At 62.9% G+C, this 13,646-nt stretch carries 13 protein-coding genes; 7 read left to right on the top strand and 6 right to left on the bottom strand.

What is annotated here, in order from left to right; translation table 11 throughout:
- A partial coding sequence (locus tag VFB05_RS23625) for an MFS transporter (RefSeq protein WP_325016795.1) occupies positions 1–413 on the top strand: 413 nt, incomplete at its 5' end.
- Here the strand turns inward: VFB05_RS23625 and VFB05_RS23620 are convergent.
- Positions 391–2,046, bottom strand: coding sequence for a fumarate hydratase (locus tag VFB05_RS23620; protein ID WP_325016793.1), 1,656 nt, complete (start codon positions 2,044–2,046; stop codon positions 391–393). The genes VFB05_RS23625 and VFB05_RS23620 overlap by 23 nt on opposite strands.
- A 311-nt stretch (positions 2,047–2,357) precedes the next feature.
- Here VFB05_RS23620 and VFB05_RS23615 point away from each other — a divergent pair, with 311 nt between their 5' ends.
- The 4 genes from VFB05_RS23615 to VFB05_RS23600 all read left to right on the top strand — a co-directional run bounded on the left by VFB05_RS23615 (position 2,358) and on the right by VFB05_RS23600 (position 4,308).
- Positions 2,358–2,834 (top strand): hypothetical protein, encoded by a 477-nt coding sequence (locus VFB05_RS23615; protein ID WP_325016791.1) that lies wholly within the window; start codon positions 2,358–2,360, stop codon positions 2,832–2,834.
- A 111-nt stretch (positions 2,835–2,945) separates the two neighbouring features.
- On the top strand, positions 2,946–3,158 hold the full coding sequence (locus VFB05_RS23610; RefSeq protein ID WP_325016789.1) for a hypothetical protein: 213 nt from the start codon (positions 2,946–2,948) through the stop codon (positions 3,156–3,158).
- A gap of 110 nt (positions 3,159–3,268) precedes the next feature.
- Positions 3,269–3,943 (top strand): isoprenylcysteine carboxylmethyltransferase family protein, encoded by a 675-nt coding sequence (locus VFB05_RS23605; RefSeq protein WP_325016787.1) that lies wholly within the window; start codon positions 3,269–3,271, stop codon positions 3,941–3,943.
- Between the two features lie 5 nt (positions 3,944–3,948).
- Positions 3,949–4,308, top strand: a complete 360-nt coding sequence (locus VFB05_RS23600; protein WP_325016784.1) for a GFA family protein — start codon at positions 3,949–3,951, stop codon at positions 4,306–4,308.
- A 129-nt stretch (positions 4,309–4,437) separates the two neighbouring features.
- On the opposite strand, the gene VFB05_RS23595 is transcribed toward VFB05_RS23600, so the two are convergent.
- A complete protein-coding gene (locus tag VFB05_RS23595) occupies positions 4,438–5,139 on the bottom strand; it encodes a glutathione S-transferase (RefSeq protein WP_325016782.1) in 702 nt (233 codons plus the stop codon).
- A gap of 551 nt (positions 5,140–5,690) precedes the next feature.
- Here VFB05_RS23595 and VFB05_RS23590 point away from each other — a divergent pair.
- Positions 5,691–7,769: a putative bifunctional diguanylate cyclase/phosphodiesterase gene (locus VFB05_RS23590; protein WP_325016780.1), complete on the top strand. Its 2,079-nt coding sequence runs from the start codon at positions 5,691–5,693 to the stop codon at positions 7,767–7,769.
- A 61-nt stretch (positions 7,770–7,830) separates the two neighbouring features.
- Here VFB05_RS23590 and VFB05_RS23585 read toward each other — a convergent pair whose 3' ends face one another.
- The gene (locus VFB05_RS23585; RefSeq protein ID WP_325016778.1) at positions 7,831–8,775 is read right to left on the bottom strand and encodes an AEC family transporter; all 945 of its coding nucleotides are present in this window, start codon (positions 8,773–8,775) and stop codon (positions 7,831–7,833) included.
- Between the two features lie 146 nt (positions 8,776–8,921).
- Positions 8,922–9,611, bottom strand: coding sequence for a lectin (locus VFB05_RS23580; RefSeq protein WP_325016776.1), 690 nt, complete (start codon positions 9,609–9,611; stop codon positions 8,922–8,924).
- A gap of 368 nt (positions 9,612–9,979) precedes the next feature.
- On the opposite strand from VFB05_RS23580, the gene VFB05_RS23575 reads away from it, so the two are divergent.
- On the top strand, positions 9,980–11,191 hold the full coding sequence (locus tag VFB05_RS23575; RefSeq protein WP_325016774.1) for a DUF1835 domain-containing protein: 1,212 nt from the start codon (positions 9,980–9,982) through the stop codon (positions 11,189–11,191).
- 67 nt (positions 11,192–11,258) lie between these two features.
- Here VFB05_RS23575 and VFB05_RS23570 read toward each other — a convergent pair whose 3' ends face one another.
- Together VFB05_RS23570 and VFB05_RS23565 are read right to left on the bottom strand one after the other, a co-directional pair.
- Positions 11,259–12,200: a Tim44 domain-containing protein gene (locus VFB05_RS23570; RefSeq protein WP_325016772.1), complete on the bottom strand. Its 942-nt coding sequence runs from the start codon at positions 12,198–12,200 to the stop codon at positions 11,259–11,261.
- A 343-nt stretch (positions 12,201–12,543) separates the two neighbouring features.
- A partial coding sequence (locus VFB05_RS23565) for a response regulator (RefSeq protein ID WP_325016770.1) occupies positions 12,544–13,646 on the bottom strand: 1,103 nt, incomplete at its 5' end.

Raw genomic sequence — 13,646 nt, 5'->3', positions numbered from 1 at the left:
CACTCGCGGTCACCTATTTCCTGGCCGCGATCGCGGTTGGTGCAATTGGCTTTTCCGGCCATTCGATCGCGCTCTCGACGCTCGTCATCTTCTGCGCGGGCCTGTGCGTCATCGGCGGGCAGAACGCGTCCAACGCGCTATCGGCGACATTCTATCCGACCTCGATCCGCTCGACCGGGGTCGGCTGGGCACTGGGCATTGGCCGGGTCGGCTCGATCGTCGGCCCGCTGGTCGGCGGCATCATGTTGGCGCGGCAAATGAGCAGCGAGTCGGTGTTCGTCGCCGCCGCCGTGCCGGCCCTGATCGCGAGCCTCGCCGCATACGCCCTCAGCCGCGTCGCCCGCGAGGGGCAATCGACGGAAGCCGCAGAGGCGAATGCGGCCGTCCCCGTCAGCCCAGGTTCAACTCCTTGAAGAAGTCGTTGCCCTTGTCGTCGATGATGATGAAGGCCGGGAAGTCCACGACCTCGATGCGCCAGATCGCTTCCATGCCGAGTTCGGGATATTCGACGACCTCGACCTTCTTGATGCAGTGCTCCGCGAGGTTCGCCGCGGCGCCGCCGATCGAACCGAGATAGAAGCCGCCGTGCTTCTTGCACGCCTCGCGCACGGCGACGGCGCGATTGCCCTTGGCGAGCATGACCATCGAGCCGCCCGCCGCCTGGAACTGATCGACAAAGGAATCCATCCGTCCCGCGGTGGTCGGGCCGAACGCACCCGACGCATAACCCTCCGGCGTCTTGGCAGGACCGGCGTAATAGATCGGATGGTTCTTGAAGTAGTCCGGCAGCGGCTCGCCCTTCTCCAGCCGCTCGCGCAATTTGGCATGCGCGGAATCCCGCGCCACGATCATGGTGCCCGTCAGCGACAGCCGCGTCTTCACGGGGTATTTCGACAACGTCGCCAAGATCTCCTTCATGGGCTTGCCGAGATCGATCTTGACCACCTCGCCGCCGAGCGATTGCTCGACCCGAGGCAGATACTGCGCCGGATTGTGCTCGAGCTCCTCGAGATAGACACCGTCCCTGGTGATCTTGCCCAGCACCTGGCGGTCGGCCGAACACGACACGCCGAGGCCAATCGGCAAGCTTGCGCCGTGGCGCGGCATGCGGATCACCCGCACGTCGTGGCAGAAATACTTGCCGCCGAATTGCGCGCCGACGCCGAGTGATTGCGTCATCTTGTGAATCTCCTGCTCCATCTCGAGATCGCGGAAGGCATTGCCATCCGCCGAGCCGTGCGTGGGCAGTGCGTCGAGATAGCGCGCGGATGCGAGCTTCACCGTCTTCATGCAGAGTTCGGCCGACGTGCCGCCAATCACGATCGCAAGGTGATAGGGCGGGCATGCCGCGGTGCCGAGGGTGAGGATTTTTTCCTTCAGGAACGCCAGCAGGCGATCCTTGGTCAGCACGGACGGCGTCGCCTGAAACAGGAAGCTCTTGTTGGCCGAGCCGCCGCCCTTGGCCATGAACATGAATTTGTAAGCGTCATCGCCTTCGGCATAGATCTCGCACTGCGCCGGCATGTTGTTGGCGGTGTTTTTCTCCTCGTACATCGACAAGGGCGCGACCTGCGAGTAGCGCAGATTGCGCCGCAGATACGCATCGCGCGCGCCTTCCGACAGCGCCGCCTCGTCCTCGCCGTCGGTGATGACGTTGCAGCCCTTCTTGCCCATGATGATTGCGGTGCCGGTATCCTGACACATCGGCAAGACGCCGCCGGCGGCGATGTTGGCGTTCTTCAGGAAATCCAGCGCCACGAACTTGTCGTTGGAGCTCGCCTCCTTGTCGTCGAGGATCGCGCGCAGCTGCTTCAGATGACCGGGGCGCAGATAGTGATTGATCTCGCCGAAGGCTGCTTCCGACAGCGCCCGCATCGCCTCGCGTGAGACCACCAGCATGTCCTTGCCCAAGACCTTCTCGACCTTCACGCCTTCGGACGTGACTTTCTTGTAGGGCGTGGTGTCCGCGCCCAGCGGAAACAGCGGCGTGTGCTTATAGGGCGGAACGGGCTTTTGCTGGTCGGGAAAGGCGGAAGGGGCGTTCATGGGAGAGCTCGCGTGGTTTTAAGGGCCGGAAGCGGCCGAAAAGGCCGCCCCGGTGACCCCCTCGTTCTAAGCTCTTTTCCGGCAAAGTGAAGATTGAAGGTGTGCAGCGGGTGGGGTCATGCCCGCGCTTGTCGCGGGCATCCACGCCTTGCTTAGCCTCAAACAAGGCGTGGGTGGCCGGGTCATAGGCGAGCGCAAGCGACGCCGTTCTTCCGAACGGCTATGCCCGGCCATGACGAAAGAGACATACTGACTTGCACTCTCCGCCGGCTTGAGGCTTTGATGCGCTTGAGTGTGAGGGGCCGCCAATCATGACACTTTCGTTGCTTCGCCGATCGATCCTGCTCGCCGCAATCCTTGCAGCCCTTTCAGCGCTCGCCGCCTCCCCCGCGCGGGCCGACCGCTGCGCGGATATCGCCAACCAGCTCAAGGAGCAAGTCGACGGCCTGAAGGTCGGCATTACGGCGGCCAACATCATCTATCTGTCGCATCCGATGGCGAAGGAAATGTCGCTCGGCTGCCCCAACCGCAAGTATGCAAACGAGCTCTACGTTAAGGGCTTCAGCCGCAAGCCGAAGGCGGAATTTCTCGACTTCGTCGCGGGCGCGGCCGCCATCGTGTTCACCCTGCCCAAGGACACATTGAGCAAGGGCATCTCCAGCTGCATGTCGCGGATGGGCATTTTCCGCGGCGACGATGTTTCGATCCGCTACCGCCGCCTCGACATGAATTGCACACGCACCAAGCAGGACGCCGCGATCGCGATTTCGCGCGGGCTGGACCAGTAGAGTTTCACTTCCGGCAACGGAATCGATGGCATTTTATCCTTTTGCTTCACGCCGTTTTCGCGGGTTACCCCTTAAGCTGGCCTCTGACCTGTCCATCAGGATTTGAGACCCATGAGCGTTTCAAGCGTTTCGTCTTCGTCGACGCCGCCGCTGCCCTTCAACTATCTCGACACGAACACGGGGCCGGCTGCGATCATGTCGGCCGTTGTGACGCCTGACAGCACCGACACCGGCGCCATCACGACCGACGCCGGTGCGACCCAGCCGCCGGCGCCGCCCCCGCTGCCGCCCGGACAGGGAACCCGGGTCAACCAGCTCGTCTGACATTCGCGTACCAGCTCGCGGCTGGACGCATAGCGAACGTCAAATCTACTCCACCAGTTTGCCCCAGAATTGCGCGATCACTAAGTGTCCCTGAACGGGAGGACGCTGAAATGATCGCGAAATGGCTGTTGCAGACCTTCGTCTGGATCCTCGGCTTTGCCGTGTTGCTGTTCGTGCCGGCAGGCACGCTGCACTGGCCAGGCGCATGGGTTTTCTTGGGATTCATGATTGCCTCCGGCCTCGGTTTCGGCGGCTGGCTTGCGGTGAAGGATCCCGGCTTAATGGCCGAGCGCATGCGCGCGCCGATCCGCACCGACCAGCCCGCCGACGACAAAAGGCTGCTGCTGGTACTTTTCACGGTCATCGTGATCTGGTTCATCGCGATGGGACTCGACGAGCGCTTCCATCTTTCGCACATGCCGTTCGCCCTGCAGGTGCTGGGCTTTTTGCTCCTGATCGCCTCCAATATCTTCATCATGTGGGTCTTCCGCACCAATTCCTTTGCGGCGGCGGTGGTGAGGATTCAGTCCGAGCGCGGTCACCACGTCATCTCCAGCGGGCCTTACGCCTTTGTTCGCCATCCGATGTATAGCGGTGCGATCCCGTTCATGGTCGGCGTCGCGCTGCTGCTGGGCTCGTGGTGGGGAGCGGCGATCTCACTGGTGTTCGCCATCCTCTTTGGCCTGCGCGCCCGCATCGAGGAGCGGACGCTGACGACGGGACTGCCAGGCTATGCTGACTATGCCTCGCGCGTGCGCTATCGTCTTGTCCCGGGAGTGTGGTGAGGACAATGGCGGAGAGCAAAACCCTGACCGGCGGCTGTCATTGCGGCCTGGTGCGATTCGAATGCACCACCGACCTTGCGATGGTCACCGCGTGCAACTGCTCGATCTGCACCAAGCGCGGCCTGCACTTTGCCTTTGTGGCGCCGGAGCGTTTTGTCCTCCGCGCCGGCGAGGACAATCTGAAGGAATATCTCTTCAACAAGCACGCGATCCATCACCAGTCCTGCAACGACTGCGGCGTCGAGGTGTTTGCGCGCGGCAGCAAGGGTGACGGCACGCCGGTGATTGCGCTCAATGTCAGCTGCGTCGATGGCATCGAGCTGGCAAAACTCAAGATGACGCCGGTCGACGGCAGGAATAAGTAAGTCTAGCGACCCCCGGGCGTCATGCCCGGCCTTGTGCCGGGCATCCACGTCTTGCTTTGCGTGAGATGAAGACGTGGATGGCCGGGTCAAGCCCGGCCATGACGAAGAACGGACAATGGTCCACTCTCCTCACACATCCAGCGCCTTGTAGTGGCGGAAGATGCCGTCTTCGTTGAAGGGAATGCGGCGGTCGCTGGCAAGATAGGCCGCGATCTTCGGGCGCACGCTGATGCGGTGATGCAGTTCGTGCAGCTTGGGAATGTTGGGCTCGAAGGCTTTCATGTGCCTCGGGAAAGCGTAACGCAGCCCCTCAACGATCTGGAACAGCGAGAGATCGACATAGGTGAGCTTGCGCCCCGTCACCCAGGCGCCGCCGCTCTTGCCCACCAGCTCCTCGAAATAATCAAGATATTTCGGCACACGCTCGTGCCAGAATTCGCGCGTGCGTTTCTTCGCCTCGGGCTTCTGGTCCTCGTAATAAAGCGAAGGGCCGAGCGGATGGTGCGTATCGTGTACTTCGACCACGAAGTCGGTGATCGTCAACTGCAGTTGATGCACCCACAGCCGGCCCGCCTCGGCCTTTGGCGCGAGCCCATGGCGCGCACCCAGATAGTGCAGGATGTTGGCGGTCTGGGCGATCACGAGCTTGCCCGCCTTGAGGAAGGGCGGCGCGAAGGGCGGCGTCGAGCCCGCTTCCATCATCCGCATCATGGCGGGGACGCCGCGCTGCCGCGCAACGTCGACATAGTCGGCGCCGGCCTCTTCCAGCGCGAGACGGACATATTCGCCGCGGCCCTGGATCGAAGGCCAATAATAGAGCTCATATCGCATCGGGAGCCTTTCTATTCCTACCCTCATGGTGAGGAGGCGCATTAGCGCCGTCTCGAACCATGAGGCCACCAGCTGGGCCACATCCTTCGAGATGCGCGCTTCATTTGCACCATTCGCGACGGCCTCGCTGCCGCTCGGCCTGCTCGGGTGCGCGCGCTCCTCAGGATGAGGGGTTAGCGTTGTGGCCCGACGGGGTTACTTAACGCGTTGTTAAAAGCGAACCTCAGAAAACCGAGATTATCCGAAACAACTCCCATCTTTCATCGGCGTTTCTTACAAAGTTTCAACGCTATTTCGCGAAGTGCGCCGGATTCCCCGATTTTCGGCCATTGGACGCTTCGCCAGTTAACCCTCCTCGCTTTAGGGTCGGACCACTCGTGGAGTGGATTTGACATTCGCTCCCACCTGGCCGCGAGTCCGAACAGCGAATGTCAAATCCGAAAACTCCACTAGAATCTAACATTTGCTAGTGGTCCTTTGATTCTAACATTCGCAAAAGTGGCCGCTGCGATGGGATGCGAATGTTAGAATCGGACCACTGGGAGAACGCCGTGCTCCATTCGGCCGCTTACACCTTTGCCTACCAACAGATTCTGGTCCTGATCGCGGGCAGCCTCTGCCTGTTCGGCACCTGGGTCGGCATGCGCCATTTTGCGCGAGCCCGCGCCACCGCAGGCGCCATTCGCCACGGCTGGCTGTTCATGGCATCGGTCGGCACCGGCGTTGCGCTGTGGGCGTCGACCTTCGTATCGATCCTGGCGCTCGATCCATTGCTCTCAAGCGGATTCGAACCGGCCGCCGCGCTTGCGGTCCTGATCATTGCCGTTCTCGCCTGCCTCGCCGGTTTTGAAATCGGCAGCCGGCACTTCACGCTCGCGCCCGAAGTCGGCGGCCTTGTGATGGGCGCCGGCATTCTTGCCATGCACGTCATCGCCCTTGCGGCCTGGCACATCCAGGGCAGCCTGGCGTGGAATCCTTACGGCATGGCGCCGGCCGCGGTTCTCGGCATCGGTTTGAGCGTCGTCGCCGTCAATCGGGCCAACCGGCCGGTGACGCGCTGGTGCCGTCACGGCGCCGCCATCTCGCTCGCCTGCATGGTCTGCGCCATGCACTATGCGCTTGTTGCGGCGACGACCGCCGTGCCGGATGCGTCCGTCGCGCTGCCGTCCAATCTCCTGTCGGCGAATTTGCTTGGCGTCGCGGTGGTCGGCGCCGTCCTGCTTGTGATGGGCAACGGCTTCTCGACCTACATCATCGATCTGCGCGCGCGGACGGAATCGGCCGATCGCATCCATCAATTGTCGTTCAACGATACGATGACGGGACTGCCCAACCGCATCGCCTTCAACGAGCGCCTGGCTTTTGACGCCGCCGAAGCCCACGAAAAGGCGCACAAGCTCGCCGCCTTCTCGATCGACATCGACGGCTTCAAGGACATCAACGATCTCTACGGCCACGGCGCCGGCGATCTTCTCTTGATCGACGTCGCGACGCGTATGCGCGAGCAGCTCGCGCCAAGCGAATTCCTCGCGCGCCAGGGCGGCGACGAGTTTCTGGCGCTGACGACGTCAGGCAACCATCCGGACGACGCGCAAGCCTTTGCGATGCGCATCTCGCAGGCTTTCGCGACGCCGTTCACGGTCCAGGGCTATGCGGTCGAGCTCACCGCCTCGATCGGCTTCTCGGTATTCCCCACCGATACGCCCGAGCGCGACCAGCTCCTGAGCAACGCCAAGCTCGCGATGCAGCGCGGCAAGCGCGCGCGAGGCGGCTCGATCTCCGCCTATAGCCGCGAGATGGACGACAGCGCCCGCAAGCGCCGCGCGCTCGCCCGTGATCTCGACTACGCGACCGAGCGCGACGAGCTGATGCTGTACTATCAGCTCCAGACCTCGCTCAACGACGGCAAGATCTGCGGCGCCGAAGCCTTGATGCGATGGAAGCACTCGAAGCTTGGCATGATCTCGCCCGGCGAGTTCATTCCGCTTGCCGAAGAAACCAAGGCGATAATGGAAATGGGCGAATGGGCACTGCGCGCCGCCTGCCACGACGCCGCGATCGGCAACATTCCCGGCACCGTCGCCGTCAACCTGTCACCGGTGCAGTTCGGCCGCGAGGACCTCGCCGAGATGATCCAGGGCATCCTGCTCGAAACCGGCCTTCCGCCCGCGCGACTTGAGGTCGAGGTCACAGAGTCCACTATTATGTCGGACCAGAGCCGCGGCCTGCACATCCTGCGCAAGCTGAAGGCCATGGGCGTCACGGTCGCCATGGACGACTTCGGCACCGGCTACTCGTCGCTGGCGACGCTGCACGTATTTCCGTTCGACAAGATCAAGCTCGACCAGACCTTCGTCAAACGGCTGCCGCACGACGCCTCGGCTGCCGCCATTGTCCGCACCGTGCTCGCGCTTGGCGAAAGCCTGCACATGCCGGTTCTCGCCGAAGGCATCGAGACCGAAGCGCAATGGGATTTTCTGGCGCGCGAAGGCTGCGCCAAGGGTCAGGGCTTCCTGTTCGCCAAACCGGTCGCGGTGACGCAATTGCCGACCGTGATCGAGGCGGCCGCGCGCTTTGTCCGCGAACCGGCACCGGCCGTTCAGGATAGCCAGGCAACTGTCGCCGCCTGATCCGCCGCGAAATCCAGCTTTTCTGTCGAACGACATGCCTTGGCGGGCGACGAAATAGCGTTCACACCGCTCCCACCACGATGCGAAGCGCATAGAGCCATCCCAGCAGCGTCGCGACCGACAGCACCGTCGTGATCGAGATGGTGGCCCCGACCAGCGGCTCCTCCACTCTGTACTCGCCCGCCAGGATATAAGTCGTCTTGGCGGTCGGGACAGCGGCGCAGATGACGGCGGCGATCGTGTAGAGCGGATTGAGGCCAGAGGCCACGCACAGGCCATAAACGATTAGCGGCATGATCAAAAGCTTCACGGCCGCGAGCGCGATGGATGCCGCAAGACTCTTGGCGATGCCTTCAATCGAAAGACCGAGCCCGATGGCAAACAGCGCGCAGGGCGTCAGCGCGCCAGCAAAGATATTCAAGTACGCCGCGAGTGGTGCCGGGATGGGCCAACCCGCGGTCGCCCATGCAAGGCCGATCAAGGTCGACAGCACCATCGGATTGAGCAGGATCTGCTTGGCCAGGGTGAACGGGTGCGCCATTTTTCCGTGCTTGCCGCCTTGCTCGCTCTCCAGAAGGACCACAGCGAGAGGAAACATCACCGCCGCCACGAAGACGGTTGCGACGGCGGCCGGCAAGACGGCGGGCTGGCCGTAGATCGAATGCAGGATCGGCAACGCCACAAATCCGGTGTTGGTCATGGCCGCCGCCATCCCATACATCGTGCTGCTGGCGGCGCCGCGTCCCAATCCGATACGCACGGCCAGGAACACCAGCAGGAAGCAGAGAATGGAGCCGCCGCCGAAGGCGAGCAGAAAGCGCCATTCCAGAAGGCTGCGCGCGGATTCCTGGGCGATCGTTACAATCAACAGCGCCGGCATCGCGACGTTGTAGGCAAAATGCACGAGCGCATCGGCAAGCGATCGCGACACGTAGCCCAGCCACCCGGCAAGCCAGCCGGTGATGATGATGGCAAAGACAGGCAGAACCAGGCTCGCGACTTGCATTGCATTCCCCTCGACCCTGCTGTCGTAAACAGGCCTCGCGCCAGGTCAAAGCATAGCATCGCGTCGCCGCGGAGGGGATGGGGCGTGTTCGCTCTACGTCTCTCCCCGTCTGCGGGGGAGAGACGAAGAAAAGTGCTAAGCTGACGTCAGTTCGCCGCGAAGCAATACATCAAGCCGTCGCCGCCGGTGCTCTTGAGGTCCGCCTGCGAACAGCCGCCGTCCGGTCCGCGCGACGGATGCGACGAATTCCAGGATTTCGAGGCGTCATCGCCGCGCAGTCCGATGCGGTCGATATGACCGACCATCGCGGCACCTTGCGTCGAGCTTGTCCAGTTCTTGCAGGTGCGATCTTCGCCGGCCGGAAACGCCGTGCCGTCGGTTTGCGTTCCCGTCAGCGCGTCGTGGCGGTTCGGCGTATCGCCGCGGCCGTTGATGACGTCGCCTTTCTCGCTAAGCGAAGTCTGCTTGGTGAGATTGTTGGAGGCGCTGTGCAAGTCGGCAACGTCCTTGGCAACAACGACGCCCTTGGCATTCTGCCACGGCCCCTTGCCGATGCGGTCGCGCGCATTCACGGCCGGCTTGCCGTCGGCGGCTTGCGCGGAGAGATAAGCGCGCCAGGTCTTGGCGGTTGCGCCTGCGGCACCCGCCAGCGTGGCGCAATGCTTGTCGGCGCCCTCGAGACCGCCGAGATCGGCGCCCTTGCCGGGTCCGTTAGAGGTGACAAAGAAGGTCATATTGGCCGATTGGGCTTGCGCCGGCTGCACGGCAAGGCCTGTGAACAGAGCGACCGCCGAAACCAGACCGAAATGCGAAATGCTTTTGGCAAAAGTGGACATTCAAAATCCTCCCAGGGTTATTGTTGACTTGATTGTCCGAGCTGCTCGTTGCGACGAACCGCCCCGCAACCGTGCAACACGTTACGGCCGACTTTATTCCACACTAGCGACGCCGGAATGAAAAAACGCGACCTCGCTTGACCCTTTCGGCCGGAATGGTCCACCATGGCTGTGCTCGGTCGGAGCATCCACGTTCGCGGAAAGGGCTGCGCCCACGACAGAAGACCTGCTGATGAAGGTCTATCTCTCCCCTTATCCGCCTGAGCGAACGCAGGTCACCGATAAGGGAATCTGTCATGGCCGACACGCTCGGATCCTATCCGCAATTTCGTCTCAATTTTGAACAGCAGGGCAAACGCGCCAAGGAGTTGCTCAAGGCCGCGCGCGCCGGTGAACCTGAGGCGCTCGCGCGCTTCAGGTCGCCGCCGCAGCTTGCCGAGGCCCAGTACCTGATTGCGCGGGAGTTGCGCTTCGACAACTGGGCCGCAATGAAGCGCCATATCGCCGACATGGCGCTCGCACGCGAGGCGATGACCGCTTCGGTACCCGACGGCGATCTTCGAACGCTGCATATCCGCTGCGGTCATGATCTGCAGGAGCCGCTGAAGGAAGCCGGCTTCGGCGGCGATTACTACGTCGATATCTACCCTTATATCATCGGGCCGGTCCGCGAAGGCGCAGGCTTTCTCGAGCAGCGCGCACGCCACATCGTCGACTGCTACGGCGATCAGTTCGATCCGCCGCTGGACTACGAAGGGCAACTTCGAGCTCTCGAAGACAGGGAGCGCGAACTCCGCGCGTCCGCCGATTACGAGCGCGTCGTGCTCTGGTTCGAACACGATGTCACCGACCAGCTGTCACTGATCCACTTGCTTGGGCATTACGCAAGACATCGGCGCCCACCGCGTCTGGAACTCGTCAACATCAGCGACTTCCCTGGCGGGCGACGTTTCACGGGACTCGGAGAGTTGCCGCCCGAAGCGCTGTGCATGCTGTGGACGACCCGTAAGGCGGTCAGCGCGGCGCAATTGCAGCTCGGTCTTGACGCCTGGCGTGCATTGGCCAGCCCCGACCCGCGGCCTCTCGCGGCGATCATGCGCAAGCGTACGCCCGCGCTGCCGTTGCTCGCCCGTGCGCTACAGCGTCATCTTCGCGAACTGCCCTCGGCCGCGAACGGCCTTTCGCTCACCGAGGAGATGGCGCTGAAGCTGATGGCGGAGCCGCCCCCGCAGTGGGGAGGCGTCGTCACTCTCGGAAGGATCTTCTCGGCGATGCATTGGGACATCGATCCGCTTCCCGGGCAGGGCGACGGTCATGTGCGGGACCGCGTGCTCAACATGGAAGGCGCAAGCGGTCCCGTCTTCGAGCGCCGTCCCGGGGTCGGGGTGGACGGCAAGGCGCGACCGCCCTGGACGGATCAACTTGATATCACTGACCTCGGACGCGCTGTGCTCAAAGGGGATGTGGATTTCATGTCGCTGACGCCACCAAACCGTTGGGTCGGCGGCGTCGAGATCGGCGCCGGCATGCCCGACTGGCGCTGGAATGACGAAGCGAGGGACGCTGTGCGCGTCAGGTAAGATCGCCACAACGAAAAACGCCGCGGTTTGCCGCGGCGCTCTCGTGTCTTGCTTCTTTTCGTGGCGGTTACGAAGTCTGTTGGATTGCCGACAGGATCCAGTTGCCGCCGCGCGGGCGGGTGAAGGTCCAGACTTCCGTGACTTCCTCCGGCTGTCCGTTGCCCTCGACCACGCGACCGGTGCCTCGATCGAGAAAGGTATCGACCAGCGAGTAGCGCATCGCCACGCTCGCATAATCGGTATCGCCCTCGCGCCAGGCTTCGGCGAGATCGCCTTGCAAAAGCTTGGTGCCCGAAACCTTGTTGACGATGTTGCGCGACCTGTTCTCGTCGAGGTCGCGGGTGAAATACGACACCATTTCCGGCGTTGCCAGCGTGCGAAGCCGTGCGACGTCCTCGTTCGAATAGGCGGCCTGGGTTTCGCCGAGCAGCCGCTCGAAGGCTTCATAATCGGCGCCGACGATCTGCAGCGGTGCGCTGCCCGATCCGAAACCGAAGCCCGACCCGTAGCTCGCCTGGGCGCTGAGCGGCGAAGGGCCGCCGGCATAGGCCGCACCCATCTCGTGACGGCGCTGCCACCACGACATCGCAAAGCGCACCAGGAACACGATCACGGCGATCTGCAGGATCAGTCCGAGGATCGACGAGAATCCGCCAATGCCGCCGAACAGGCCGTGACCGAACAGCATGCCGAACAGGCCGGCACCGAGGAACCCTGCGGCGAGCCCGCCGAAAAGACCCATGCCCGGCCGGTTGAAGAACCCGCCGCCCTGCGTGCCGAAGCCGGGGCTGCCCGGTTGGGTCGCGGTACGATTGAACGGTTGGGCGGTATTGGGCGCAGTCGAGGTTGACGGCGGCGCCGAGAACGTCCGCGATCCGCGCGAGCCCGAGGAGACGCCGCCGCCGACCCGCGCATCGGCCGAAGAGGCCACGACGACCAGCGGCATCGCCAGCGACAACACGAGCGCAAGCGCCTGTACCAAACCAAAAGCCCGTTGTCTGAAATTCATGGCCATATTCCCTTAAAACCCGCGTTCCCGATGGTCTTTCCCAAGATTCTCTTACGATTCCTGGAGCCCAACGGGAGGCGCCCCTTACATGGGCAAGGTCGCCTAAAAGGGAAGCCGCAGCGAGAGGGCCTGGCTGCGGCGCGGCGTCGCGGGTACTAGTGTCGCCTATTTGACGTTCCTGCACCATAAGCGGCGAATTCTATCAGGAACGTCAAATAGGAAAGCGGCACTAAAATCGATATTTGCTAGTGGTCCTGCGCTTCTAACATTCGCAAAAGTACCTGCAGCGATGGGATGCGAATGTTAGGAGCGGACCACTAGGTCTTGCAACTCATTATCAATGTTACTGAGGCGCCATCGTTTCCTTGACCGCTGCGACAAGCTGGCTCAGCGTGAAGGGCTTGGGCAGGAAGGCGAACTGCTGGTTCTCGGGCAGGCTCTTCTCGAAGGCGTCCTCGGCATAGCCGGACACAAAGATGATCTTCAGGTCGGGACTGCGCTGGCGCATGGTCTTGAGCAGCGTCGGCCCGTCCATTTCCGGCATCACCACGTCCGACACCACGAGGTCGACCGCCCCGTCTTTTTCTTCCAGCGCCTCCAGCGCCTCGACGCCGTTGGAGGCTTCGATGACGCTGTAGCCGCGCGAACGCAGGCCCCGCGCGTTGAGCGAACGCAGGCCCTCCTCGTCTTCGACCAGCAGGATCGTGCCCTGCCCGGTCAGGTCGGTGCGGGGCTTTGCTTCCGCGGAGGCTTCCTTCGCCGCGCCGCTCGCGGCGGGCTCGACCGCCACTTCCGCTTCGGCGTGATGCCGCGGCAGGAAGATGCGGAATGACGTTCCCTTGCCGGGTTCGGAATCCACATAGACGAAGCCGCCGGTCTGCTTGACGATGCCATAGACCGTCGACAATCCAAGCCCGGTGCCCTTGCCGACTTCCTTGGTCGAGAAGAACGGCTCGAAGATCTTGTCGATGATCTCGGCTGGAATGCCGGTGCCGGTGTCGACGATATCGATCCTGACATATTCGGCCGCCGGCATGCCCTTGTAGGCAAGCTGCGTGGCTTCGTCGGCGGTGACGTTGGAGGTGCGCACCGTCAGCTTGCCGCCATCGGGCATCGCGTCGCGCGCATTGACCGCGAGGTTGACGATCACCTGCTCGAATTGCGAGACGTCGACCTTCACCGGCCACAGGTCGCGGCCGTGGATGAGATCAAGTTTCACCTTCTCGCCGATCAGCCGGCGCAGCAGCATGGTGAGATCGGACAGCGCGTCGCCGAGATCGAGCACTTGTGGACGCAGCGTCTGGCGGCGCGAGAACGCCAGCAGCTGGCGCACCAGCGTTGCCGCGCGCGTCGCGTTCTGCTTGATCTGCATGATGTCCTGGAACGACGGATCGGTCGGCTTGTGCGCGTTCAGCAGGAAGTCGTTCGCCATCATGATCGCGGACA

Origin of the sequence: Bradyrhizobium sp., assembly GCF_035652035.1 — a bacterium.
Lineage (GTDB): Bacteria > Pseudomonadota > Alphaproteobacteria > Rhizobiales > Xanthobacteraceae > Bradyrhizobium.
This window is presented reverse-complemented; position numbering and strand designations above follow the sequence as displayed.